General features: G+C 71.6%; 21 protein-coding genes. 4 read left to right on the top strand and 17 right to left on the bottom strand.

Annotated features, from left to right (window positions below):
• Positions 1-882: 882 nt before the first annotated feature.
• Complete coding sequence (locus OO57_RS14620) at positions 883-2,319, bottom strand: replication-relaxation family protein (RefSeq protein ID WP_033252875.1); 1,437 nt, start codon at positions 2,317-2,319, stop codon at positions 883-885.
• Between the two features lie 566 nt (positions 2,320-2,885).
• The gene (locus OO57_RS14625; protein ID WP_033252876.1) at positions 2,886-3,920 is read right to left on the bottom strand and encodes a hypothetical protein; all 1,035 of its coding nucleotides are present in this window, start codon (positions 3,918-3,920) and stop codon (positions 2,886-2,888) included.
• A 778-nt stretch (positions 3,921-4,698) separates the two neighbouring features.
• Here OO57_RS14625 and OO57_RS14630 point away from each other — a divergent pair.
• Both OO57_RS14630 and OO57_RS14635 read left to right on the top strand, forming a co-directional pair.
• Entirely contained in the window at positions 4,699-5,202 is a 504-nt protein-coding gene (locus tag OO57_RS14630) for a hypothetical protein (RefSeq protein WP_033252877.1), read from the top strand.
• Positions 5,203-5,425: 223 nt separating this feature from the next.
• Positions 5,426-5,671, top strand: a complete 246-nt coding sequence (locus tag OO57_RS14635; protein ID WP_033252878.1) for a hypothetical protein — start codon at positions 5,426-5,428, stop codon at positions 5,669-5,671.
• A gap of 53 nt (positions 5,672-5,724) precedes the next feature.
• Here OO57_RS14635 and OO57_RS14640 read toward each other — a convergent pair whose 3' ends face one another.
• The 15 genes from OO57_RS14640 to OO57_RS14715 form a co-directional block, all read right to left on the bottom strand.
• A complete protein-coding gene (locus OO57_RS14640; protein WP_033252879.1) occupies positions 5,725-6,207 on the bottom strand; it encodes a hypothetical protein in 483 nt (160 codons plus the stop codon).
• Between the two features lie 330 nt (positions 6,208-6,537).
• A complete protein-coding gene (locus OO57_RS14645) occupies positions 6,538-7,104 on the bottom strand; it encodes an SMI1/KNR4 family protein (RefSeq protein WP_033252928.1) in 567 nt (188 codons plus the stop codon).
• A gap of 261 nt (positions 7,105-7,365) precedes the next feature.
• Complete coding sequence (locus OO57_RS14650) at positions 7,366-7,791, bottom strand: hypothetical protein (protein ID WP_033252880.1); 426 nt, start codon at positions 7,789-7,791, stop codon at positions 7,366-7,368.
• A gap of 104 nt (positions 7,792-7,895) precedes the next feature.
• Positions 7,896-8,249, bottom strand: coding sequence for a hypothetical protein (locus OO57_RS14655; protein WP_033252881.1), 354 nt, complete (start codon positions 8,247-8,249; stop codon positions 7,896-7,898).
• 108 nt (positions 8,250-8,357) lie between these two features.
• Complete coding sequence (locus OO57_RS14660; RefSeq protein WP_033252882.1) at positions 8,358-9,368, bottom strand: hypothetical protein; 1,011 nt, start codon at positions 9,366-9,368, stop codon at positions 8,358-8,360.
• Between the two features lie 184 nt (positions 9,369-9,552).
• Positions 9,553-9,957 (bottom strand): hypothetical protein, encoded by a 405-nt coding sequence (locus tag OO57_RS14665; protein ID WP_033252883.1) that lies wholly within the window; start codon positions 9,955-9,957, stop codon positions 9,553-9,555.
• Between the two features lie 48 nt (positions 9,958-10,005).
• The gene (tpg, locus tag OO57_RS14670) at positions 10,006-10,551 is read right to left on the bottom strand and encodes a telomere-protecting terminal protein Tpg (protein WP_051777614.1); all 546 of its coding nucleotides are present in this window, start codon (positions 10,549-10,551) and stop codon (positions 10,006-10,008) included.
• Between the two features lie 117 nt (positions 10,552-10,668).
• Complete coding sequence (gene tap, locus OO57_RS14675; RefSeq protein ID WP_033252884.1) at positions 10,669-13,215, bottom strand: telomere-associated protein Tap; 2,547 nt, start codon at positions 13,213-13,215, stop codon at positions 10,669-10,671.
• Between the two features lie 438 nt (positions 13,216-13,653).
• On the bottom strand, positions 13,654-15,306 hold the full coding sequence (dnaB, locus tag OO57_RS14680; RefSeq protein ID WP_081973687.1) for a replicative DNA helicase: 1,653 nt from the start codon (positions 15,304-15,306) through the stop codon (positions 13,654-13,656).
• Between the two features lie 78 nt (positions 15,307-15,384).
• Positions 15,385-16,635: a hypothetical protein gene (locus tag OO57_RS14685; RefSeq protein WP_033252885.1), complete on the bottom strand. Its 1,251-nt coding sequence runs from the start codon at positions 16,633-16,635 to the stop codon at positions 15,385-15,387.
• On the bottom strand, positions 16,635-16,922 hold the full coding sequence (locus tag OO57_RS14690) for a hypothetical protein (protein ID WP_033252886.1): 288 nt from the start codon (positions 16,920-16,922) through the stop codon (positions 16,635-16,637). Before OO57_RS14690 ends, OO57_RS14685 begins: the two co-directional genes overlap by 1 nt.
• Before the next feature lie 245 nt (positions 16,923-17,167).
• Positions 17,168-18,046 (bottom strand): NAD(P)-dependent oxidoreductase, encoded by an 879-nt coding sequence (locus tag OO57_RS14695; protein WP_324606783.1) that lies wholly within the window; start codon positions 18,044-18,046, stop codon positions 17,168-17,170.
• Positions 18,043-19,245 (bottom strand): HAD family hydrolase, encoded by a 1,203-nt coding sequence (locus OO57_RS41080; RefSeq protein WP_081973688.1) that lies wholly within the window; start codon positions 19,243-19,245, stop codon positions 18,043-18,045. Before OO57_RS41080 ends, OO57_RS14695 begins: the two co-directional genes overlap by 4 nt.
• The gene (locus OO57_RS14710) at positions 19,242-20,255 is read right to left on the bottom strand and encodes an AAA family ATPase (RefSeq protein ID WP_033252887.1); all 1,014 of its coding nucleotides are present in this window, start codon (positions 20,253-20,255) and stop codon (positions 19,242-19,244) included. Before OO57_RS14710 ends, OO57_RS41080 begins: the two co-directional genes overlap by 4 nt.
• A 214-nt stretch (positions 20,256-20,469) precedes the next feature.
• A complete protein-coding gene (locus tag OO57_RS14715) occupies positions 20,470-20,802 on the bottom strand; it encodes a GntR family transcriptional regulator (protein WP_033252934.1) in 333 nt (110 codons plus the stop codon).
• Between the two features lie 189 nt (positions 20,803-20,991).
• Between OO57_RS14715 and OO57_RS14720 the strand changes: the two genes are divergently transcribed.
• Both OO57_RS14720 and OO57_RS46775 read left to right on the top strand, forming a co-directional pair.
• Entirely contained in the window at positions 20,992-21,294 is a 303-nt protein-coding gene (locus tag OO57_RS14720; protein WP_033252888.1) for a hypothetical protein, read from the top strand.
• On the top strand, positions 21,295-21,426 hold the full coding sequence (locus OO57_RS46775; protein WP_267884960.1) for a hypothetical protein: 132 nt from the start codon (positions 21,295-21,297) through the stop codon (positions 21,424-21,426).
• Positions 21,427-21,457: the final 31 nt, after the last annotated feature.

Genomic DNA, 21,457 nt, shown 5'->3' on the forward strand with positions numbered 1-21,457 from the left:
GGCCTTCGGCCCTTCGTGCGCGGCCCCCATCCTGGGGGCCGGCGGACCCGCTCCGCGTGTCCGCACCCGGGCTTCGCCCGGGTGGGCCCGGCGCTCCGCGCTCGGGCCGGCCGCTCCGCTTCGCTCCGACGGCCCCAGCGGCTGAGGCTCGATCAAGTCGCTGACCTGGATTTTTGGCTGACCTCACAACAGGCTGACTAGGGGGAGGGGTGGGCGTTGGGGGGTGCGTGCGGGTCGGTGTCGCTCCCGTTCGGGCCGCCCCGGCCAGTGGTCTAGACCTTGTGACCGCCCGACTGACGGCCCGTCAGTGATTCCGAGTGTATCAGTCATGCTCCGTTGGTAAACCCTGCCGGTTGGGGGATGCCCACCGGGCACTTCCGGAAATCCTTACGGTTTCTCCGGCGCGGCTGTTTGCATGCCTGGATTCTATCACGCGGCTCGCCGTTCCGCTGTCGAATTCCCTCCCCGGGTCGGGTCGACTGGTGTTTCAGAATTCGCCCGTCTGCATTCCCTGTTGTTGGTGCCGAGCGGTCTGGGCCGTCCGGCACCGGGCCGCGGGGCGGGGCGGCCGGGCCGCTGTGGGCTTACATGCCTTGGCCTGGGCCGGTGGCGGCCCGGCCGGGACGGCGGGAGTGAGGGGCCGGGGTGCGGGTGCGCCTGTTCGCGCGGGCCTTTGTCTGGGCTAGGCGGGGATTGCACCGCGCGGCAGCCGGATATTCTCCCGGTGTGTTTCGGTGCTGGCTTTCCGGGCGCAGCCGGGGTGAATTCTGATCCGGTCTCGATTGTGCCTCCCGGTGTTGGCCGAGAGGCACGATCGCGGCGGGTCTGGCTTTTGTGAATGCACTGCGCCGTTGAAAGCTCGTGCCGGATTGTTTTTGGTGCTTATCGGCGTTTGGATTCTTTCGGCTTTCGTGCACCGAATACCGTCCGGAAAAGAGAGGCGTTCTCGGCGATTTGAACCCGTTCGCTATGGGTCTCGGCGGCGGCGGTGATCTGCTGGGCCACCTGGGCGCGCTCGGCTTCGTCGGCCTTCTTCTGGCAGAAGCGGCAGAGCTTGGTGCCGTCGGAGGCGAAGGTGGGGTTCTTGTACTTGTCGGCGGTGCGGTGGCAGGTGGGGCAGGCGGTAGCGAGGAGTTCGCGCTCCTTGCGGCGGCGTTCGGCGGCTTCCTGCTCGGCCTGCTGCTGGGCCCGCTTGGCCTGCTGGTGCTTGGCGTAGGCGTCGGGGCCGTCGTGGTCGTCCAGGGCGTCGTGGAGGGGCTGGAGGGGGCCTTCGCGGCCCGCGCGGCGCCAGATCGTGGACAGGGGGCCGCGCTCGGTCAGCAGCTCCAGGCTGGTGAACAGCAGCGGGATCGCCTCGCTGCGGTCGTAGAAGCCGTCGCCGAGGTGCCGGCCGATCCAGTGGTGGCGGGTCATGTGGGTGAGGGCTTCCACGCGCTGGCGCATGGCGCGCTCGCCGAGGTGGCCCAGGACGATGGCGATGGGCGGGTAGCCGGGGCGGCCGGTGGGCGGGTAGGTGCGCCGCCAGTGGATCTCGCGGGAGCGGCTGCTGTCTGCCCAGTCGGCGTAGGCCAAGGTGCCGCGCTGGTGGGGGTTGGGCCGGGTGCGGACGTGCTCGAAGAAGCTCCGGTAGTTGTCGATCTTCGTGGCGACGATCGGGTTGGACTCGTTGTCGAGGTCGACTTCGACCAGGAGCACCGGGATGCCGTGGTCGGATGCGCGCAGGACGGCGTCGGTGCGGACGGTGGGTTTGTGCGGGGTGAGGTGTTCGACTTCGGTGGCCCACTGCTCGAGGCGGCCGAAGCCGGGGCCGACGCCGGGGGCGGTGCGGTCGCCGTGGATGCCCTTGGGGTCGACGCCTGGGCCGGTGCCGCCGACCAGGAAGGAGATGATGGTCTCGGTGACGGCCAGGGCGTGCCCGGCGGCGGAGCTGCTGCCGGCCTTGCGGGCGATGCCGCCGATCTCCCGGCCGTCGGGGAACAGCGCCTTGGCCGCGTCGCGGCCGGCGGTGGTCATGCCCCAGATGTCCCGGCCGTCCTTGCCGGTGCCGTGCTTGACCGCGATCCGCTTCTTCTCCAGGTCGTTCAAGGTCGCGCGGGCGAACTTGTTCTCCAGCGCGTGGGGGCGCAGCAGTCGCCAGAGCTGGTGGGGGGTGGCGATCTTGACGACGGCGAGGGCGCGTAGGACGTCGGCGCGCAGGTCGTTGCTGGAGCCGCCGGGGTTGGTCTTGGACGCCTTGCGGACGCGCTTGCGGGGCGCGGCGGCGGGTCCGGGGCTGTTCGGGTCGTCGGGCCCGTCCGGGGCGCTCTGGTGGCTGCTCACGGCTCTCCCCCACGTGTTGGCTCGGTGCGGCGGCTGGGTGCTCTGCATACCTCGCGGCACCGACAGTCGATCACGGCTGTCTCGGCCCGCCGACGTCGGCCCGCAGCAGCCGGCCCCGCCGCTCCTGCCCGGCCTCGCCGCCTGGTCCGCGCCGCTCCGGCCCGCCGCCGCCCCGGCCCGGCCCGCCCGCACCCACGCAACGCCTGGCTGCCCGGCCGCGGCGTGAGCTCCGGGCTGCTCCCCTGGGGGTCGGGGGTGACAGCCCGGGGGTTGGGCGAAAGGGCGGACGCGGCCCAACGCGAGCCCGAGGGAGCCGCGCTAGGCGACAGAGGGGTTGTCGGCGTCTTCCGGCGGCCTGGACAAGGGGTCTGACCTGCGCCGATGTGCCGTGGGGGCGGAAGTGCACCGGAAGCGGGATCGGAAGCGGCGTCGGAAGCGGGCCGACGGGCCTGGACAACCGGTTCGAGGGGCGAAACTCACCGGCCCGGGAAGGCCCAACGGGGGCGGTTCGACGGTACCCGGCGCGGGCCTGCGCCCCCGGTTTCCGGGAGTCGGCGGGCGGCCGGTCAGGTGTGGGTCGGGGCGGTGTCGAAGTCGATCAGCCCTTGCTCCAGGGCCTGGCGCACCACTAGGGCGGCGGCGCTCTCGGAGTCGAGGACCAGCGGCTGGGTGCGGTCGGCGGGGTCGGCGACGAAGCCCTCGTCGACCACGACCACCCAGCCGTCGCGGCCGCCGACGCCGTGCTCGATCCAGGCGAGCGCGCGGCCGAGGCGGCGGACGTAGTAGACGCCGGGCGCGCGGGTCCAGCCGGCGAGGTCCCAGCCGTGCTGGTCCATCAGGCGGCTGGCGTCGCGGATCCGGTCGAACTTGCCCAGGCCCCGCAGGTACGGCTCCTGGGGCACCGCCAGCGGGCCCGCTGGCCGCCGACGGGGCGCGGCGGGCGCGGCCTGGACGGGCTGCTGCTCGTCGCCCTGGCCGTCGGCGTCGAGGACGTCGTCCTGGTCGAGCTGCTCGCCCTGGTCGTCCTGCTCGTCCGGGTGGTCCGGGTCGGCCTCGTCCCACAGGTCGATGCGCTCCATCATGCGGCGGCGGATGCGCTCGTCTGGGTCGGCGTCGGGCCAGCGGGCCCGGTCCCGGATCTCCTCGGCGGTGCGGTAGAGGCGGGTGCTGTAGGAGGGCAGCAGGTCGGTCAGCACCTTGAACGCGGCAACCGGGTCGGCGCCGGCCTCGATGTCGAGCAGGAAGTTGGTCAGCTTGCGGCGCAGCGCGTCCGCGGTGCCCAGGAGGCGCTGGCCCTCCTCGCCCCAGTGCTCGCCGTCGGCCGCCCAGGTGCTGACCACGGGGACGGCGGGCACCGCGGGCGCGGTGGCGGCGGGGCCGGGTGCGGGGGCCGGCGACGGCGCTGCAGCTTCGGCTGCCGCCTTGCGGGCCTTGGCCTTGGCGTGGTCGACCTTGCTGCGGCAGGCGCGGGAGCAGTAGGTCCGCGGCCGGGTGCGGGACGGCGGGAGGGGCTCCTCGCAGCCGGGCCGGGCGCACTTCGGGGCCGCGGGCGCGCCGTCGGGCATCTGGGCGGTCGCGGTGGCCTGCGGGGCGCTGTCCATGCCGGGGATGGTAGCTGCCCAGGTCAGCGGCCGTCCGGGGATTCGCCCCGAACCTTGGTGGGGCGCATCCCGAACCTTGGTGGCCGGTGGGTGGGGCGCATCCCTGGACCTTGGTGGGGCGATTCCGGACCTTGGTGGCCGGGGAGCGGGTGCCGAGTGCAGCGCCGACCGGAGGTGTGTGCAGCATGTGAAGGCGGCGCTCCGGGCGGGCGTGCTGCACAGTGCAGCGGGCGGACGGCGGCGCGGCGCTGCGACGGCCGTTGCGCAGCGCCGGGGCCGCTGCGCAACGCTCTGCGCAGGGCTGCGCAATCCGGCTCTGCGCATGCGCGGGGCGGGGATTGCGCATGCGCAGAGCGGGGTCGGCGGAGGTGCGACCGCGGAGCGGGACGGCGGCCGGAGCGGGTGCGGGGTGCGGTCGGCGGGGCGGGCGCTGCGCAGGGCCGGCTGAGGACTGCGCGGCCTATCGCAGTGCGCTGACCTGCGATGGAAAGTTTGAGGCGGGGCGAATCCCAGACCTTGGTGGGGCGTAACTCGCCGATTCGCAGCGGTTCTAACCAGGTGCGGAGGTACGACTGCGCGGGCCGTCGCAGTCGCACCTCGGGGCGGGGTGCGGATGTGCGACTGCGCAAGGGTGCGTTGCGCAGCCGTACGCGCTGACCTGCGACGGCAAGGTTGCGCGGGGCGGAACTCACCGGCCCGGGGGCGAAACTAACCGGCGGTCCGGACCGATCTAACCGGCCGCCCGTGCCCTTCCCGGGCCGGGACGAGTTGGCCGGGCATGACGAACGTGATCGCTCTCCCGCTGCCCGAGCAGGCCGCCGAGGACGAGGACCAGGAGCAGCTGGAGCGCGAGCGGCAGCACGCGGAGAACGTGTTGCTCGCCGAGGCGGACGAGGCGGGTCGGCGGGGCGCGGGGTGGGTGCGCGAGCTCGCGGGGCGGCAGGCGGAACGCTGGCACCGGGTGGTGCTGGAGCGGGCCGCCGACGCGGTGGAGCGGGCGTGCGGACCGGAGGCGGTACCGGGCGGCGGCGGGGTTCTCACCGAGGAGCTGGCGTACGACCTGGCGGCCGACGTCGTCACCGGCAGCGTCTGCGCCGAGGGCCTGCCAGTGCTGTCGGCGGGCGAGCGGGTCGCGCTGGTGGCGGTCTGCGCGGTGGCGGCGGCGATGCCGGCGGCGGTGGGCGGGGACGGCGATGCGGAGCACGAGGTGCCGGTGCTGGTCGCGACGATGGACGCCGCGGTGGCCGTCGGCCGGGCCGCCCGAGAGCCGGGAGACAGATAGATACAGAAGAGACAGATGGAGTCAGGAAACACTGTCACCTGGGAAAACGGGGGGTCGAGGATACAGATAAAACAGATCTATCGGCGCAAATAGGACGGCCGGGAGGCCGGTGGCCGATGATCTGTGTCCATCTGTTCCCGCCCCTCGGTGACCTGCCTGTCCGGGTCGGCGCCGGTCACCCGGACGGCCGAGACCTCGGCGGCCCGGCGGAGGTTGAGCGGGGGTGAGCTCCTCCTCCCCCGCCCGGGTGCTCGGCACCGGCCTGGCCTCCCTGATCCCCACCGACGGCGCCGCCGACGTCGACCCGGTCGCCGCCGCGACCGGCCGCCGGATCGTCGCGCAGCTGTCGATGCTGAAGACGGTCGCGGTGCCGGTCGCGGTGGTGAGCGCGGCCGTGGAACTGCTCGGCCTGCTGGCCAGCCATCCGGACCCGCAGGCCCGCGAGGCGGTCGAGGCGGTTGTCCTCTGACAGGCGACCTTGACCGATTGCCAGGTGACTTTGACCGGGGGACGGCACTGTGATCAGCGTCCGTACAGGGAGATCACGGTCTTGCCGAAGGACGCGGGCTGCCAGCTGGAATCAGGGGCCTGGCGGTAGGCGTCCCAGCGGATCACCGCGATGGCCGGGAGAACCATCGGCGTCATGGAGTGGTTCGAGCGACGGTCGATGTGGGGAAGGTGCAGCCCCAGGGAGGCGTAGCTGTAGGGCGGGTACTCGAGCCACCCGGGAACCGGGTACCCAACGGGCCTGGGCTTTTCGGGGTTCAGTGTGGTGACGGGCAGCCAGGTGCCGCCGGCATCGCTGACCTGGAGGCTCACGGTGAGCTGGGCGCCCTTGGCTTGGCGCTCAGCCATGTCGTGCGGGGGGTCGCCGACGACAACGGAGAAGAAGAGCGACTCCGCCTCCGTCAGGTCGATGGGCTCCGAGTAGCCGGTCCCGGTGAGCGTGGCGCCGTCCCGGTCGTCGAGGTTGTTCGCCCAGATCAGTCGCACGGGTTGAGCCATGGCCCCTCCAGACAATGGCCGGGGCCGTCCAATCGTGCCGCCCCGGGAGACCCATGGTGGCGCGGGCCAACAGCGCAGGGAACCCCGTGGCGAGCCGCTGAGACCGCGAGGCGCTGCCTGACCTCCTGGTGAAGCGGGCAGACGGTCAAGATCGGGTGGCAGGAACCTGGTGGTGATCAAGATCAGGTGGCAAACGGTCAGGGTCACCTGTCAGAGGTCAGCGGTGGTGGAGCGGCTGCGCGCCGCCGCCGGGAGCTCCGGTGTCCCGGCTCAGCGAAGTTTGACCAGTCTCAGTGAAGTTTGACCGGCCTCTTCTGCCGGCAGGTGCGCTTACACGATCTTGAGCGCTTCGTCCCACACATCGCCGCCATCTGCCCAGGTCCACAGCCACTGGCGCAGTGACGGCGCCGCGTAGTGCAGGCCGTCGTGGGGGTTCTCGCCCCAGTCGGGTTCCCAGCCGTCGGCGTCCCAGAGCAGGACCGGGTTGTCGAGCGCTATCAACGAGACGTACCACTGCATGCTGCAGCCGCCACCGGTCAGGAAGAGCCAGGAGGGCGGCGGCCCCCACTCCGGATATCGAGTGCGGGGGGAAGTCGCGAGCGGCCAGTCCGGCCGGTGCCACTCCGGGATGCGGCGTGGTGTCAACGAGGCAAGACCGCCTTCCGGGCCGAACCCGCCATCACCAACCTCGGTGTAGATACGTCGAAGCAGCGGCGGCAGCTCGTATCCGATCTCCCGCTCCACCTGTTCAACCTCGGATGCCGTGATCGGAGGAAACGGCTGATCCGGGAGACAGCCGTGGGTGACACCCGCACCTTCTGCACCCCAGGCAAGAGCACGCAACCTTTCCAGAAGCGCGTCGTCGTCTGCAGAAGTACGACGGGAAGCATCAGTCACGAGGCGGAACTGTAGCCGGGCAAGCACTTGGACGTCACCGGTCAAACTTCGTTGAGACTCGTCAAACTTCGATGAGACGGGTCATCCGGGGCGGGCCGGTAGCCGACAGGTCGTCCCAGCTGCGTCCCAGGTAGAGCGCGAAGCGCCGCTACCTGGGGAAATGGCCTGGGACTGTCCTAGCAAAACGGGCATAACCGGCGTGCTGGGACAGTGCTGGGACAAGGTTGTCCCAGGGTTGTCCCAACCCGGATCAGGCCCGGATCAGGCGGTGGTGCCCTGCGGCGCGCCGATCCGCGGGTGGCTCGGCCAGCGGGCCGGGTCGGTGCTTTCGCTCATCGTAGTGGCCAGCAGCGCGGCGGCGACGCCGTCGGGGTCCGTGTCGGCGGGCAGGTCGAGGTGCATCAGGACGAACGGCAGGTCGGACTGGGCCTCGTGGTCCCAGATGTACGACCAGCCGTCCCGCTGGTGCCAGTGCACGGTGAGCAGCAGGTCGGCGTCGTAGGCGTCCGGGTCGCCGGCCGGGTCGTGGGCTCCGGCGCCCCAGCCAAGTTGGGCAGTCAGCGCGCCGTCCGGGTCCTGGTCGAGGAGCCAGCCGCCGGGGCCGCGGCCGGCGGCTTCGAGCGCGGTGACGACCTGGGCGATGTGGTCGTGGTGGGGCAGGTGCCGGCCGGAGTCGGGCGCGGTCATGGGCACAGTGGTCTCCCTCGGGGTGCGACCCGGACCAGTGCCGGGCCTGCTGGGGAAGAGTGTCGTTCCCACGGCCTGTGGACAGAGTGCGCGGCCGAGGCCGGTCAGCCGGCGTTCTCGTTGTGCACTTTCTCTTGGGCCCGGATGTCGTCGGCGTTGAGGCCGTAGCGCTGTGCCCAGGCGTCGAAGTCGCCGAAGTCCTTGGTGTTGTCCTGCTTGTCCTCGATCCGGTCGATGCGGGCCCAGGGTAGGAAGCAGCGGCCGACCTGGAACCCGTACTGCTGGCCGTCGTCGCTCCGCTTGCAGACCAGTTCTGTCCAGCAGCCGGTGAGGGAGACACCCCAGTCGGTCAGCTTGAGGTACTTGCCCTCCACGTCGATGCTCGCCAGCCACCAGTCCTCGTCGCCGTGGCTGTCCAGCAGGGTGATCACGTACAGGTCCCCGTCCGCGTCCGGCATGACCGGCTCCTTCGCTTCGTGCCTGAGCTGTTGTGCGGACACAGCTCCGGAGCCGGTTCAACGAACGGGACCCGCACCGGGTAGCGGGCCTGGCGGAGCGCGGTGGTGCTACAGGCCGGGCAGGGCGGCCTCGCCGGGTCGGCGGGCGGCGGTGGTCCCGGCGGCGAGGTGGACCAGGTGCAGCAGGCGGTCCGCGGTGCCGGGCGCGATGGCCGGGCGCAGCCGGGCGTCGGCGCCGACGTCGGCCCGCCAGCGGGTCACCAGCTGGTGGAGGCTGCGGCAGCGGCGGCGGCGGGGCAGGTAGGCCGGGGCGTCGATCGCGGCGCGGCGCAGCGCGTCGAGGTCGTCCAGGTCCCACATCAGCACGGTCCGGCCGGCGAGGATGCCGGACAGCTCGTCCAGGGCGTCGGCGGCGGGGACGGCGTGGTCGGGGGCGCCCTTGGTGCGCGGGCCGGTCAGGCGCAGGGTGCGGCGGAACAGCGGGGTGCCGAACAGGTCGAGGGCGGTGAGGGTGGCGGCGGCCGGGACCGGCTTGCCGGAGGGGGTGGCGCGCAGGGTGTAGGCGACGTCGAGGGCGACCAGCTGCTCGGCGCGCTCGGCGACCAGGTCGGCGAGTTCGCGGGCGGCGGCCGCGGAGTCGACGCGGGCCTGCTGCTGGGCCTGGCGGGCCTTGTCGATCTGCAGGCAGGTGCGGCACATCAGCCGGCTGCGGTAGCCCTGGGCGTCGGACCAGGCGGTGGGCGGGGTGTCGGGCCGGGCGCCGCACTCCTCGCAGGTGCGGGCGGTGCTGGAGCGGGCGGCGGCCGCAGCGAGCTGCGCGCCGGTGGCGGCGGTGGGCAGCGACTCCGCCAGGTCGTAGAGGCGGAAGGTGTCCTTCCCGGCGGGGGTGCTGCCCGCCACGGTGGCGCGGTGCGGGCCGCCGGGGCGGCGCGGGAGGTCGAGGCGGTCGAACTGGGTCCGGGTGAGCAGGTGCTCGGGCACCTCGCCAAACCAGGCGTAGGCCGGCACCGGGGCGGGCCGGGCGGCCGGGAGAACGGTCGTGCCGTCGGCGGCTCCGGTCGCGGCGACGGTGTCCGGGCGTCCGTCGGCGGCGGCGACGGCGTCGGTGGTGGCGGTCATCGGGGGCGGTGTTCCTTTCCTCGGATTTCTGAATTCCCATCGGGATTTTCTCGCGCCGGTCTCTCACCGTGCCGGAGAACGTGAATTCCGATCCACGGGAAACGCCCTCCGCGCTGCCGATCGGGCGGCGCGGAGGGCGTTTATAGGCGACATCGGCGGCTGTGGGCCTCCGCTGGGGTGCGGGTCAGGGGGTACCGGCGGCGGACCAGGCGTCGGCGATCTCCGCGAGCTCGTGGGCGATGCGGTCGGCGCGGGCGCGGCTGGCGGCGGTGTCGGGGTCGGGCAGGCCGTTGCGGGCGGTGTCGGCGACGGCGGTGTCGATGTCCGCGGCGTGCTGGAGCAGGCCGCCGTAGAGGCGGCCGGTGGTCTCCAGGTCGAGGGGCACCCGGCCGCTGGTGCGCCAGGAGCGGAAGGTCTCGGCCGCGTGGCGCAGCAGCGCTCCGACGTGGGCGGCGGGGAGCATCAGCTCGCCGTCGGGGCCGTGACGGTAGAGCACGAGGGGGAAGGGCCGGTCGAGGTCGAGGAGGTCCTCGTACGGGTCGAAGCCGAACTCGTCCAACTCGGGCGCGGGTGCGTCGTCCTGGGTCATGTCGTAGTCCTTGTCGGGGGGATTCGCTCTCGGGGCGGTTGTGGGGTGCTACAGCTCGATGTCCATCCACTCGACCGAGTTGACCTCGGCGTCGAGGCCGCGGGCGCGGGCGCCCTTGTTGCGGAAGTAGTACTCGGACAGGGCGTCGGCGAGGATCTCCTCCTGCTGGGCCTGGCTGGCCCCGGCGTCGCGGGCTTCGTAGAGGCGGCGGGCGACGTCGCCGGGCATCTTCTGGCTGATCATGCGCGGGCGGGGGTCGTCGGTAGATCCGCCGGCCGCGCTGTAGCCGAACGTCGCGCTGAGGTGCAACGTGAAGCCGTTGCTCTCCGCGGCCTTGCGGACGCGCTCCTTGACCTTGGGCTGCCACTTCGTGCGGACCTTGGTCGCGATGGCCTTGGCAGCGGCGGGCTTAGGGGTGCCCTGGCCCTTGAGCCAGCGCTGCACGGTGCGCTGGGAGACGCCGAGCTCGGCGGCCAGGGCCTTGGTGGAGCCCTTGGCGCCCTTGAGGAGGAAGCGAACCTGGGCGGCGGTGGACTGCGGGAGGGGGCGGGTGCGCTCGGCGCGCTCCAGCCCTTCGTCGATACGGCGGCTCACGGTGGCCGCGCTCCTTCCCGGCCGCCCTGGGCGGCCGCTGCTGGTGGTCGAAGTCGTGGACAGCCCGGCCCGGCCGGGCCCGTGGCGAGCGGGGCCCGGCCGAGCCGGTGGCGGGTGCTACTGGTCGTCGGCGGCCGGGCCGCCCTTGATGAGGCGGCCGGGGTTGTAGCCGTCGGTGATCTGCTCCAGGACCTCCGCCAGCGGCCTGCTCCCCTCGTGCTTGACGTGGCCGGGGGACACCCCGAGGCGGGGCAGGCCGGTGATCGGCTTGCCGTTCGCGCCGAGGATCGCGGTGGGCTTGCCGTCGGCGTCGTAGGGCAGGACGTCCAGCGGCGAGGGGCCGGCCGCCGCGTAGACCACGCAGTCGGTGGCCACGGCGAGCGGGTAGCGGCCGGTCGCGGTGGCCAGTTTGAGCATCTTGCGGTGCATGTTGACGCGGCTGGCGGAGATCACCGCCGCCCGGATGTCCGGCCGCCAGGTCGGCCGCTCCAGCGCCGACCAGCGCTCGCCGAACTTGTAGCCCAGGCCGCGCGGCTTCTCCCTGAGCTTGCCGATGCCGCTCTTGGCGCTGGCCTTGATGGCGTGCAGCACCGCCAGCTCGGCCGGGTCGCCCTCCTTGAGCCGGGCCATCGCCTCCAGGTGCGCGCCGAGGTCGCGCACCGCCAGGTCCGCGGGCACGCCCAGGCGCTCCATGGTGGTCATGTAGGCGGAGCGCAGGTGCTCGTACCAGGGGTCGAGGTACGGGCCGGAATCGTGGCGCAGCCAGCCCTCCAGCGGGCGCACCTGGAGGCCGAGTTCGACGGCGTAGGCGACGGTCGGGGTGGCGTACCAGCCCGGCCCGGTGGGGCGTTCGCCGGTCGGGGTGAACGGGTTGGGCAGCCGCGGGTCGAGGTCGAGGCCGGAGAGGTCGACCTTCCACGCGCCGGGGATCTTCGGGTCGAAGGCCGGGTTCAGCTCGTGCACCGGCTCCGAGAGCCCGACGACCAGGCGGGCGCTCGCGGCGAGGAACGCCGTGTTCGTGTCGAGGCCGACGGCCCAGGCGAGGATCCGCTCGCTCTCGTCGACCAGGTCGGCGGGGCGGTGCCAGTCCCAGGACTCCTCGGCCATCACGTGCTCGGGGCCGTCGCCCTGGCGCTCCTTGGCGCGCGGGTGCATGTCCGGCACCTCGCACGGCGCGGCGTCGACCGCGTGGTGCAGGGAGCCCTCCACCAGGGCAGATCCCTTCGTGCCGTCCGGGTTCATCACCCAGCGGGTGCGCGGGCGCAGCGCGGTCATCAGCTCCAGGCCGGAGACCGGGGCGCCGCCACACGGGGTGATGACCCGCTCCGCGTAGGTGCCCAGCAGCACCGCCAGGGCGGCCGGATCGGCGAGCACCGACTCCGGGATCGCCCAGTGGTCCTTCGCGGACAGCGCGCCCCAGCCGGGGATGCACAGCTGCACGCACACCCGGCGCCCGCCCTCGGGCTGGCGGTAGACGCGGGCCCAGCGGCCCAGCCCGCGCTGGGTGAGCTGCCAACCCGCCCGCTCGATGGCCTTGACCGCCTTGTGGGTCTTGGGCAGGCGGCCGAGGCGGGACACGAAGTCCTTCTTCTCGTCCTCGCCCGCGGCGGGCAGGCCGACGGCGGCGAGCACCCGGTCGGTGAGCACCAGCACCGGATCGCTGTCCTTGCCGAACCGGTGCAGGCGGGCGCCGCCGAGGCCGGCCTCGATCGCCCACTCCACCAAGCCGACCAGCGTCCGGGTCGTCGGGGCGGTCGGCGCGGTGCTGCCGTCGGCCAGGTAGGCGATCAGCGTCTTGCCGTCGGCGGCGACGTCCAGGACGGCCAGCGGCCCGCCCGGGAACCGGGCCTGCGCGGCCTGCCGCCACTCCGCCACCGCAGACGACGCCGACGCCGGTGTCGACGACGTCGCCGACGGCTTCTTCGCCGCGGTGGCCTTCCGCGACCTGGTCGAGCCGGCCGACCGCGCCGTGGCGGCCGGCTTCGCCCCGGCGGAGCTCCGCCGGGGCGAAGCCGGGGCCGGGGCCGGTGCTGCGGCGGCGCGGGCCTGCGCATCACCGGCCGGGTCGACCTGGACGGCCCGGTCGACGGGGGCGGTGGCGGCCGGGACCGCGGCCGCGGCAGGAGCGGCGGGGGCGGCGGCCGGGCGGCACAGCCCGCCCAGGTGCATCGGGTGCCCCTGGACGCGGTAGACCGACGGCTGCCCGCACTGCACGCACGGCGCGGCCGACGCCATCAGCAGCGACCCGTCCGGGTTCTGGTCCAGCATCACCACCTGCGGCGCCACCGGCTCGACCGGCACGGGCGCAGCAACCGACGCGGCCGGGACGGGCGGCGTGTCCGGCGCGGCGGCGAACGTCTCCGGCACCGGCACCGACACCGGCAGCTGCAGCGCGGCCGGACGGGCCGCGCCAGCGGGCGCCGGGAACCGCTCGCCCAAGCCGCGCAGCAGCCGGGCGTACAGGCCCCGCTGCGGCGGCCGCGGCTCGGACCGCCCGGTCTCCCACGTCCAGACCGTCTCCTCGCGCACCCCCACCTGCTCCGCGACCCGGGCCCGGGTCAGCCGCGCCGCCCGGCGCAGCCGCTTGCGCTCCGCCGGCGGCGGGAGCTCCTCCTCGTCGACCTCCGCCAGCAGCGCGTCGATCGGGTCCGTCCCCTCAGGCATGTCGTACCTCCTAACACCTCATCGTAGTGCAGTTTCTAATGCTGGATCTAAGGTTTTGGCACCTCTTCCAGGTGAACCCGGACAGCACGGATCGAGCGACCGACACGGCCAGGGATCGGTGCACCGGCCGAGGTGGGGGTGGCGTCACCGGTGACGCCAGGGGTGGCGTCGTGGGTGACGCCAGGGTGGCGTCGTGGGTGACGCCCAATATCCAGAGCCCTCTCCAGAACCCGGTCGAGACTTCCGGGCGGCCGTAGGCCAGGTGCGGGTGGCTTCGCACGTGCGCGCGAGGCCCGACTCGAACGGATCGGCTCCGCCACTCGAACAGGAAGGCCCTAGATCGTCTTCTGCGGGGCAATCTTCGGATCGAACGGACGGCGGGAGCCGGGAGGCGGTCCGAGGCCGCCTGAGAGGCCGTCAGGGCCTTTCTGGGGCCTGTCAGAGTCCGAGTTCCGAGCCCAGGTTGGAGCCAGGGCTCCACGGAGCGGGTTCAGCGGGCGTCGGGGCGACGGCGCCGATCGGGGTGAAGTCGGGCTCGTGCTCGTCGGTGCCGGGGAAGTTCCGGCCGGGTTCGTCGTCGCGGGCCATGTCGACGAAGCGGCTGTAGTGGCCCTGGAAGGCGGTGGTGATCGTCGCGGTGGGCCCGTTCCTGTGCTTGGCGATGATCAGGTCGGCCTCCCCGGCGCGCGGGGTCGACTTCTCGTAGCTGTCCTCGCGGTGCAGCAGGATCACCACGTCCGCGTCCTGCTCGATGGAGCCGGACTCACGCAGGTCGGAGAGCATCGGACGCTTGTCGGCCCGCTGCTCGGGCCCGCGGTTGAGCTGGGACAGGGCGATGACCGGCACCTGGAGCTGCTTGGCGAGCAGCTTGAGGTTGCGGGACATGTCGGAGACCTCCTGCTGGCGGTTCTCCGCGCGGCGGCCGGCGCCCTGCAGCAGCTGGAGGTAGTCGACGATGACCAGGTCCAGGCCCCGGCGCTGTTTGATCTTGCGGCAGCGGGCGGCGATGGACAGGGCGGACTGCACGGGGTTGTCGTCGATCAGCAGCGGCGCGTCGGTCATGCGGCTGATCGCCCGGCCGGAGCGCACCCAGTCGTCGTCGGTCATCTCGCCCGAGCGCAGGTGGTGCAGTGCGACGCGTCCCTCGGCGGACACGGCGCGCAGCTGGATCTCCTCGCGGCCCATCTCCAGGGAGAACATCGCGGTGGTGAGGTGGTGGGTGATGCTGGCTGAGCGGGCGATGTCCAGTACTAGCGTTGATTTGCCTACGGCGGGCCTGGCGGCGATGACGATGAGCTGGCCGGGCTGGAGGCCCTGGGTGAGCTGGTCGAGGTCGGCGAAGCCGGTGGGCACGCCGGTGATCCGGCCGCGGTTGTGCTTGCGGTCCTCGACCTTGCCCATGGTGACGTCCATGCCGTCCATCACCGGGGCCAGGCTGTCCTCGCCGCGCTGCTCGGCGAGCGCCATCACCTCGGCCTGGGCGGCGTTGACGAGGTCTTCGACGTCGCCCTCGGCGGTGTAGCCCATGCCCGCGATCCGGGTGCCGGCTTCGACCATGCGGCGCAGCACGGCGCGCTCGTGGACGATCTCGGCGTAGTACTCGGCGTTCGCGGCGGTGGGCACCGTGTTGACCAGGGTGTGCAGGTAGGAGGCTCCGCCCGCGCGGACCAGCTCGCCGCGCTTGCCCAGTTCGCCCGCCACGGTGATCGGGTCGGCGGGCTCGCCCCGGCCGTACAGGGCCAGGATCGCGCCGTGGATGAGCTCGTGGGCGGGCCGGTAGTAGTCGGCCGGCTTGAGGAGCTCGATCACGTCGCCGATGGCGTCCTTCGACAGGAGCATCCCGCCGAGGACCGACTGCTCGGCGGCGAGGTCCTGCGGGGGCACCCGCTCGAAGTCGGCGCCGGTGTCGGTGCGGCCGCGGTCCCGGCCGCGCCGGTCGCGGCCGAACGCGGCGCGCGGCGCGGGGAGCGGGGTGTCCGGGTCGAAGTCGTCGTCCGGCTCCGGTTCCGGTTCGCTCCAGTCGTCGTCCGGCTCGGCCTGCTCGGCGGCCGCGGACTCGAGGCCGGTGCTGTTCTGGCTGGGTACGCTCATGGTGATCTCTCTTCGGGATCGGACGGCCGCCGGGGCCTGGCGAGGTGAACCGGCGGCCGTCGTGCTGTTCTCGGGTGGTCAGCGGGCCAGGTACTCGGCGCGCTGGGCGGACTGGCGGCGGGCCTCCGCAGCCTGGCGTGCCGCCGCGTCGCGCTTGCGGTCGTTCGGCGTGCGGGGGTTCTTGGCCTGCTGGAGCAGCGAGGCCAGCGCCTGGAGGGCGGAGGCGTCATCGATACCGCGCTCGGCATCGAGCGCGCGGCGCCGCCGGTCGACCTCGTCGTCGGCCGCGCACTGCGGACACCCGGCAGCCTCAAGCCGCGGGTGGCTGGGGCACGGATTCTCCGGCCCCACCGACGGTGCGGCGTCCGGCCCGGCCACAACCTCGAACAACGGCAGGTTCGGGATGCGGTCGCGCTCCAGGATCGATGGGTAGTTCTTGATCCCGCCCGGGTTCTTCGTCAGCTGCTGGATCAGCAGCCGCCCGGTGTGGCTGTCCAGCTTCGTGATCACGGGCCAGCCCTGGTCCGCCATCGCCTCCAGAAGCCCGGGGGCGAGGACCTTGGCCTTCGCGCGCCCGACCGTCCACGGGTCGGGGAGCACCTGGAGCAGCCGGACGGCGGCCGCGGTTTCCTCGGGGTCGAAGACCACCCCCTCCTCCTCCCGGGGCCCCACCCCGTCGTGACGGGTGGGGTTCGAGCGGGGGTTGGGGGAGGAGGTAGTTACCTCCTCCTGGAGGTGTGGAACCACGTTGGATTTCAACGTGTCGGCCTGACCTGCACAGACGTTGGTTTCCAACGCGTCGGAATCCAACGTCTGTGTCTCCGACACGTTGGAAATCGCAGTGTCGGCCTGACTTGCACAGACGTTGGAAATCGCAGGGTGAGTACTGGCCTGTTCAGGCCGACACGTTGGATTTCGCAGTGTCGGACTGACCTGCGACGATGCCTCAGCACCTCGGGTGCCCCGGGAGACGTAGGCGCTGTTGTTCGCCGGGTTCCGGTAGACCATGAACTTCCACTTCGGGCGCTTGTTCTTCTCGTCGTAGCCGTCCCGTACGTGGCTGACGTGACCGGCCTTCTGCAGGCGGCTCATCACCCCGCGCAGGCGGCTCTCGCCCATCTTCCAGCCGGTCGCCTGGAACTCCGCAGACAGCGCGGGCATCCCCGACGGCTGGCCCGGGTCCCGCAGCAGCAGGCGGATCAGCACGCCGTAGTCCTCGGGCTGGAGACCGGGCGAGTACGCCAGTGCGTACGGAACGACGACCTCCTCGGGAGGCTCCCAGGCACGTTGGACCGAGGCGCTCGCGAACTCGGGGTCGGGCATCTTCATCACTTCACCTCCGATCCGGCGGCGAGCGCCAGGAGCAGCGCGGCCTGGACGGCCGAGCGGGAATTGGGAAAGGTCAGGACAGGGGTGTGGATATGCACGCCCCTACAGGCCGGATTCCGAGGCACGGTGTGACACGTGCGCAAGCTGGACTTCGGCTGGGTGGTCTTCACGTCGCCAGTCGTCTCACGGCTGCCCTGTGGACAGAGCTCGCGGAAGCGGCGGTGGAACTGATCGGAACTCACACCGGACGGTGCGGTGGAGTCGGCCGGTGAGTCGGCCTGGAGCACGGGGCGCTGCCTCTCGGGGTACGCGCCGCTACCGCAGGTACCGACTGGCGTAGCCCGGCCAAGCGAGAGACGGGTGTCTCTCGCCCCGGCCTGGGTACACCTGGTACCGTCGGCAACGACTGGATACACAGCGAGCGGCCCAAGTTTGGCGACTGGGGGCCGCTTCGCTATTTCTGGACATCTGTTCTGAGTGCTCCGCTAACGGGCACCAGGATGGAGCCTAGTACTGCTGTTGCGGAGCGTGTCTACCGATTCGACGGTGTGTCTCCCCCCTCCAGTCTCTGAGCCTTCTTCAGCATCGCGATTGCTTCCTGAGCTGTGAGGTCCTTCCGGTCCTTCGCGTCTGTCCAGAGATCGAGGGTCGCGGCCGCCGCGCGCAGCAGCTCGTCCGGCAGACCAACTCTACCGAGTGCGTCGGCCGCCTCCTCGAGCTCCGGAGCCCAGCGCCAGGCCCGGCCTGCGGTCTTGGCGATGTAGTCGATCTCCACCAGGTAGCTCCCGGCCCGCTTGTCCGCGACGTCCAGCAGCTCCTGGTCGACGCCGTGGTGCTCGGCCAGCCCGTACGCCAGTGCGGCCAGGACGCGGCTGGCCTTCTGGTAGGCGGTGTAGGAGAGCTTCAGCGCCGAGGCTTTCCCCAGCTCGTCGCCGAGGACCGGCACCGAGACCGCGGTGCCGGTGAACAGCGCCTCCACCGCAGTCGTCGCGTCAGCCGGTCCGGCGAGGTACAACGCGCAGCGCTTGGCGCCGATCGGCGGGGAGCCGATCACCGCGCCGTCCACGACCACGGCATTGCGGCCCACATTCTCCGCGATCCGCACCATCCGCTCGGGGTTGATCGCGTTGCCCTCCACGAACACTCCCGCGAAGGCGAGAGCTGCGACCTGGGCCGCGACATCCTCCGCGGCTGCCGGCGGGCACAGGCTCAGCACCACGTCGCACTGCGCCAACAGCTCCTCCAGAACGGGCACCGGCTCCAGCCCGGCCTGCTCCGCGCGCCGGACCGATGCTCCGCTGCGCCCGGCCGGGCACCACAGAACCCGGGTGCCGGTCGACGCCGCGCACGCGGCCACTGCGGCGCCCATGCTGCCCGGGTGCAGCACACCGAGAACCTGACCGGTCGTCACTGGGCGCCCCCGCCGACGAGCGCCAGCGCCTCGATCGCGCTCTGCGCGACGAAGTCCGGCGCGGGGCCGCCCGGCCACGGTCGTCCGTGTGAGATCCAGACCGTGCGCAGCCCGGCGGCGCGGCCGCCAGCGACGTCCAGTTCGGCGTTGTCGCCGATCATCCAGCCGCCGTCGGCGAGGTCGCGGCCGACCGCCGCGGCGGCGGCCGCGAAGGGGAGCCGGTCGGGCTTGCGGGAGCCGATCTCGCCGGAGACGACCACCGCGTCCACTATGTCGGCGATACCGGCGGCGGCCAGTTTGGTGCGCTGGATGTCCCCACCGCCGTTGGTGACGACCACGACCTTGTGCCCGGCTTGGCGCACCGCAGCCACGGCGTCGAGGACCCCGGGGAACGGCTGGACAAGCTCAGCGAGTTCGGGTCGGTAGCGGGCCCAGAGCTCGTCGGCGGACTCCGGCAGGGCGAGGTCGGCACGCAGCCGGTCCATCTCGCCTCGGTCCGCCCGCAGCCGCATCGCCTCCAGCATCCGCTGCTCGACATCCGCAGCAAGGCCGTGACCGGCGCAGTACCCGGAGACCCAGGCCGTCACGGCGGCGAGCCGGTCGATCAGGGTGTCGTCGAGGTCGACCATCACCAGCTCGCCAGCGGCACTGCGGCCAGGCAGTGCGCGGCTGATCAGCTCTGCGGCTGCGGCGGGTTCGACCTCGTCCGTCCGGATCGTCACGTCGAATTGGAAGTCGGGGTTGGCGTCGAGATCGGCCCTGGTCGCGTCCCATGCCGCCAGCCGTGCGGCGGTGTCCGCGTCGCCGCGGCCGACCGAGCGGGCCTCGGTCACCTCTCGCTCGCACCACAGCAGCACGGTCAGCCACCGCGCCGGGTAGCCGTCGACCACGGCCCGCACCCCATCGACCTGGCCCAGGTGCATCACCGGAACCCCGGCGGCGAACGCGGCGTCCAGGCCCGGACGGTCTGTCACGTAGGTGCTCTCGTAGCGCGAGTTCTCGTACACCACTTCGTCGTTGGCGCGCAGCTGCTCCAGCAGCTCCGGGGTGCCCATCCGGTAGCCGGCGGACCGGCCCGGGCCGACCTTCACCCGCGAGAACAGCGCGAACTCCGGGTTCATCTGGTTCAGCGCGGTGGTGATGGTGTCCTTGCCCGTGGCGGGTGGCCCGTAGAGGATGACCCCGTGTTGGTTGTTCATGCGCGCACCGCCGCGAGAGCGTGTCGTGCCTGGTCGGCCAGCGAAATTGCCGAACCCATCCGGTTGTCCACCAGCAGGTGCGGCACCACCGGGCGTAGGTCAACATCGACCGTTGCCATGTACTCCTCCCACCGGGAAAGCTTCCAGGCGTCGCGTGCCGCAGATCGGAAGCTAATGTATTCGCGCATCGACTCCGGATCGCACTGGACCCAAATGGGGAAGACATCCACCCCCTGAGCGCGGCAGCGGTTGCTAAGCCGGGTCATCCACTCCTCGGAGGTCATCTCCGCGATGAACGGGGCGGACAGCACGCTGGAGATTCCGCAGCTGATGTTGGCGTAGGCCGCCTGCATCAGGCAGTCGTATTCGACGGCGCGTACTTGCTCGCGATACAGCGAGGTGTGGCGATCGTTGCGATCTCCACCGAGGGCGACCAAGAGCTGTTCGACGAGCGGTCGGGTGAGCGGGTCCTTGTCCAGAAGGGGCCAGCCGGTCAGCTGGGTCAGAAAGCGAGCGAACTCCGTCTTGCCACTACCAGCGAATCCCCCGACCAGGATGACGACTGGACGGTGCGGGTCTCCTCCTGTGTGACGACGCTTCCATGCATCCATGATCCGCCGCTGAAGCCCGTAGCTGTCCGCTTCGGCCGATCCTGCCGAGATCTGGAGCAGCGCTCGCTCGACGGCGAGGACGTGGTTTCCGGCGAGCGTGTCGTCCAGCGGCGTCAGTTCGAACTGGCTGTTCTCACCCGGCAAGGCGCTGCGGAAGCCCAGCTGAGGTTCGGTCGCTCGGTACAGCAGGCAGTACGCCCGTCGATAGTGCGGGCCCGGGTACACGTCGCCTTGTTCGTGCTGGCTGAGGGTCTGCGGGTATGCAGCCGGGATCCCCTTCAAGCCGGCCTTCTCCGCGACGTCGCGGAGTCGTTCGCCAGCTTGCTCCAACGTCAGGCCATGGGCCTCTCGCTGCTCCCGCAGCTTCTCGGGACGCCACCCGAGCCGGTTCTTTGCCATGTCCCCCGCCTGTGTATTTGCCATGCTCGGAGCCTATGAGTACGGCACCGAATCCCATGTTGATGCAGATGTTGAAAACGCGTTGAGCTGCAGATTCACGGATCTCATGACGCGGATGCGATGTCGATCTGACGCTCCACCAGCTGTGATTAGTCGTGCCAGGACGGACTCGATACAGGGGGTGGGCGCAGTGGTGAAGCGGATGGCCTCCGGGTCAGTCATCCTGCGACTTCTGCCGCTCAAGCATCTCGACGCGGTTGGTCAGCTCAGCAAGCTGCTGGGCCAGTGCCTCGATGGTCGCGGGAGCCGGAGCAGCGCCGGATTCCGGCTGGCGCACGAACGACCCGAGCCCCTGCTGAGAGTAGATCGCCTTCCCGCTGCGGAGCTCAGAGAGTGCGCGTTGCACAGTGCCCGGTGCTACGTCGTAGTGAGCAGCAAGCTCGCGGGTGCTGGGCAGCTTGTCTCCTGCCTTGAGCCGCCCTAGGCGGATCTGGTCCAGCACATCCTGGACGATCCGCTGGTAGGGCTGGGCGAACTGATCTGTCATGAGCCACATCGTAGGCCCGCCTTCCTGGCATGACTAGCTTCATTGACCTAGTTGACACAGCAAAACTGTACCAGCTAAGTTGGCTAAGCCGACAAGGTCCGAAGGGCCAAGAACGCAAAGGGCCCCAGGCCGGTGCTCGCTACACCGGCCTGGGACCACTTCGAATCGACTCTCGTGGGAGTGATCCGCATGTACATCATGACCGATTCGGCGGGGGCGACGCACGGCGTCCCTGGCATCAAGCAGCACGCCAGCGTCGTGCTGCAGGAGCAGTTCGAGGGCCGGGTCCTGGCGCTCGTCGTCCGCGACCTCTCGGTGGTCGCCCCGGCCGCCGACGAGACCGCGGTGATGACGATCGTCGCCCAGGTCTGGAAGCAGGCCGAGCAGCACGCGAAGACCGCCCGCACCAGCTGGGCGCACCTCAGCTGGTTTGTCCAGGACGCCGTCAGCACCTTCGTCAACGGCCTGCTGCCGCAGACGGCGGGGTGCTGAATGAGCAGCCAGCACCTCGGCGACCAGGAGGTCGCCCGCCGCATCGAGTCCGCCAACCAGGCCGCGCAGGCGGCCGAGGCCGCCCGTCAGCAGGCCGAGCAGCTGCGCCAGCAGCAGGCCGGTGGTGCCTGATGAGTCTCCAGGGCGGCGACAAGATCATCAC

Origin of the sequence: Kitasatospora phosalacinea (genome assembly GCF_000717185.1) — a bacterium.
Taxonomy (GTDB): domain Bacteria; phylum Actinomycetota; class Actinomycetes; order Streptomycetales; family Streptomycetaceae; genus Kitasatospora; species Kitasatospora phosalacinea_A.

Bases quoted from the DNA above. Each gene is read 5' to 3' on its own strand.
- OO57_RS14710 (WP_033252887.1), bottom strand. From the start codon at position 20,255: ATGGCAAAGAACCGGCTCGGGTGGCGTCCCGAGAAGCTGCGGGAGCAG.
- OO57_RS14720 (WP_033252888.1), top strand. From the start codon at position 20,992: ATGTACATCATGACCGATTCGGCGGGGGCGACGCACGGCGTCCCTGGC.
- OO57_RS14650 (WP_033252880.1), bottom strand. From the start codon at position 7,791: ATGACCGCGCCCGACTCCGGCCGGCACCTGCCCCACCACGACCACATC.
- OO57_RS14640 (WP_033252879.1), bottom strand. From the start codon at position 6,207: ATGGCTCAACCCGTGCGACTGATCTGGGCGAACAACCTCGACGACCGG.
- OO57_RS14625 (WP_033252876.1), bottom strand. From the start codon at position 3,920: ATGGACAGCGCCCCGCAGGCCACCGCGACCGCCCAGATGCCCGACGGC.
- OO57_RS14685 (WP_033252885.1), bottom strand. From the start codon at position 16,635: ATGAAGATGCCCGACCCCGAGTTCGCGAGCGCCTCGGTCCAACGTGCC.
- OO57_RS14715 (WP_033252934.1), bottom strand. From the start codon at position 20,802: ATGACAGATCAGTTCGCCCAGCCCTACCAGCGGATCGTCCAGGATGTG.
- tap (WP_033252884.1), bottom strand. From the start codon at position 13,215: ATGCCTGAGGGGACGGACCCGATCGACGCGCTGCTGGCGGAGGTCGAC.
- dnaB (WP_081973687.1), bottom strand. From the start codon at position 15,306: ATGAGCGTACCCAGCCAGAACAGCACCGGCCTCGAGTCCGCGGCCGCC.
- OO57_RS14630 (WP_033252877.1), top strand. From the start codon at position 4,699: ATGACGAACGTGATCGCTCTCCCGCTGCCCGAGCAGGCCGCCGAGGAC.
- OO57_RS14660 (WP_033252882.1), bottom strand. From the start codon at position 9,368: ATGACCGCCACCACCGACGCCGTCGCCGCCGCCGACGGACGCCCGGAC.
- OO57_RS14665 (WP_033252883.1), bottom strand. From the start codon at position 9,957: ATGACCCAGGACGACGCACCCGCGCCCGAGTTGGACGAGTTCGGCTTC.
- OO57_RS14655 (WP_033252881.1), bottom strand. From the start codon at position 8,249: ATGCCGGACGCGGACGGGGACCTGTACGTGATCACCCTGCTGGACAGC.
- OO57_RS46775 (WP_267884960.1), top strand. From the start codon at position 21,295: ATGAGCAGCCAGCACCTCGGCGACCAGGAGGTCGCCCGCCGCATCGAG.
- OO57_RS41080 (WP_081973688.1), bottom strand. From the start codon at position 19,245: ATGAACAACCAACACGGGGTCATCCTCTACGGGCCACCCGCCACGGGC.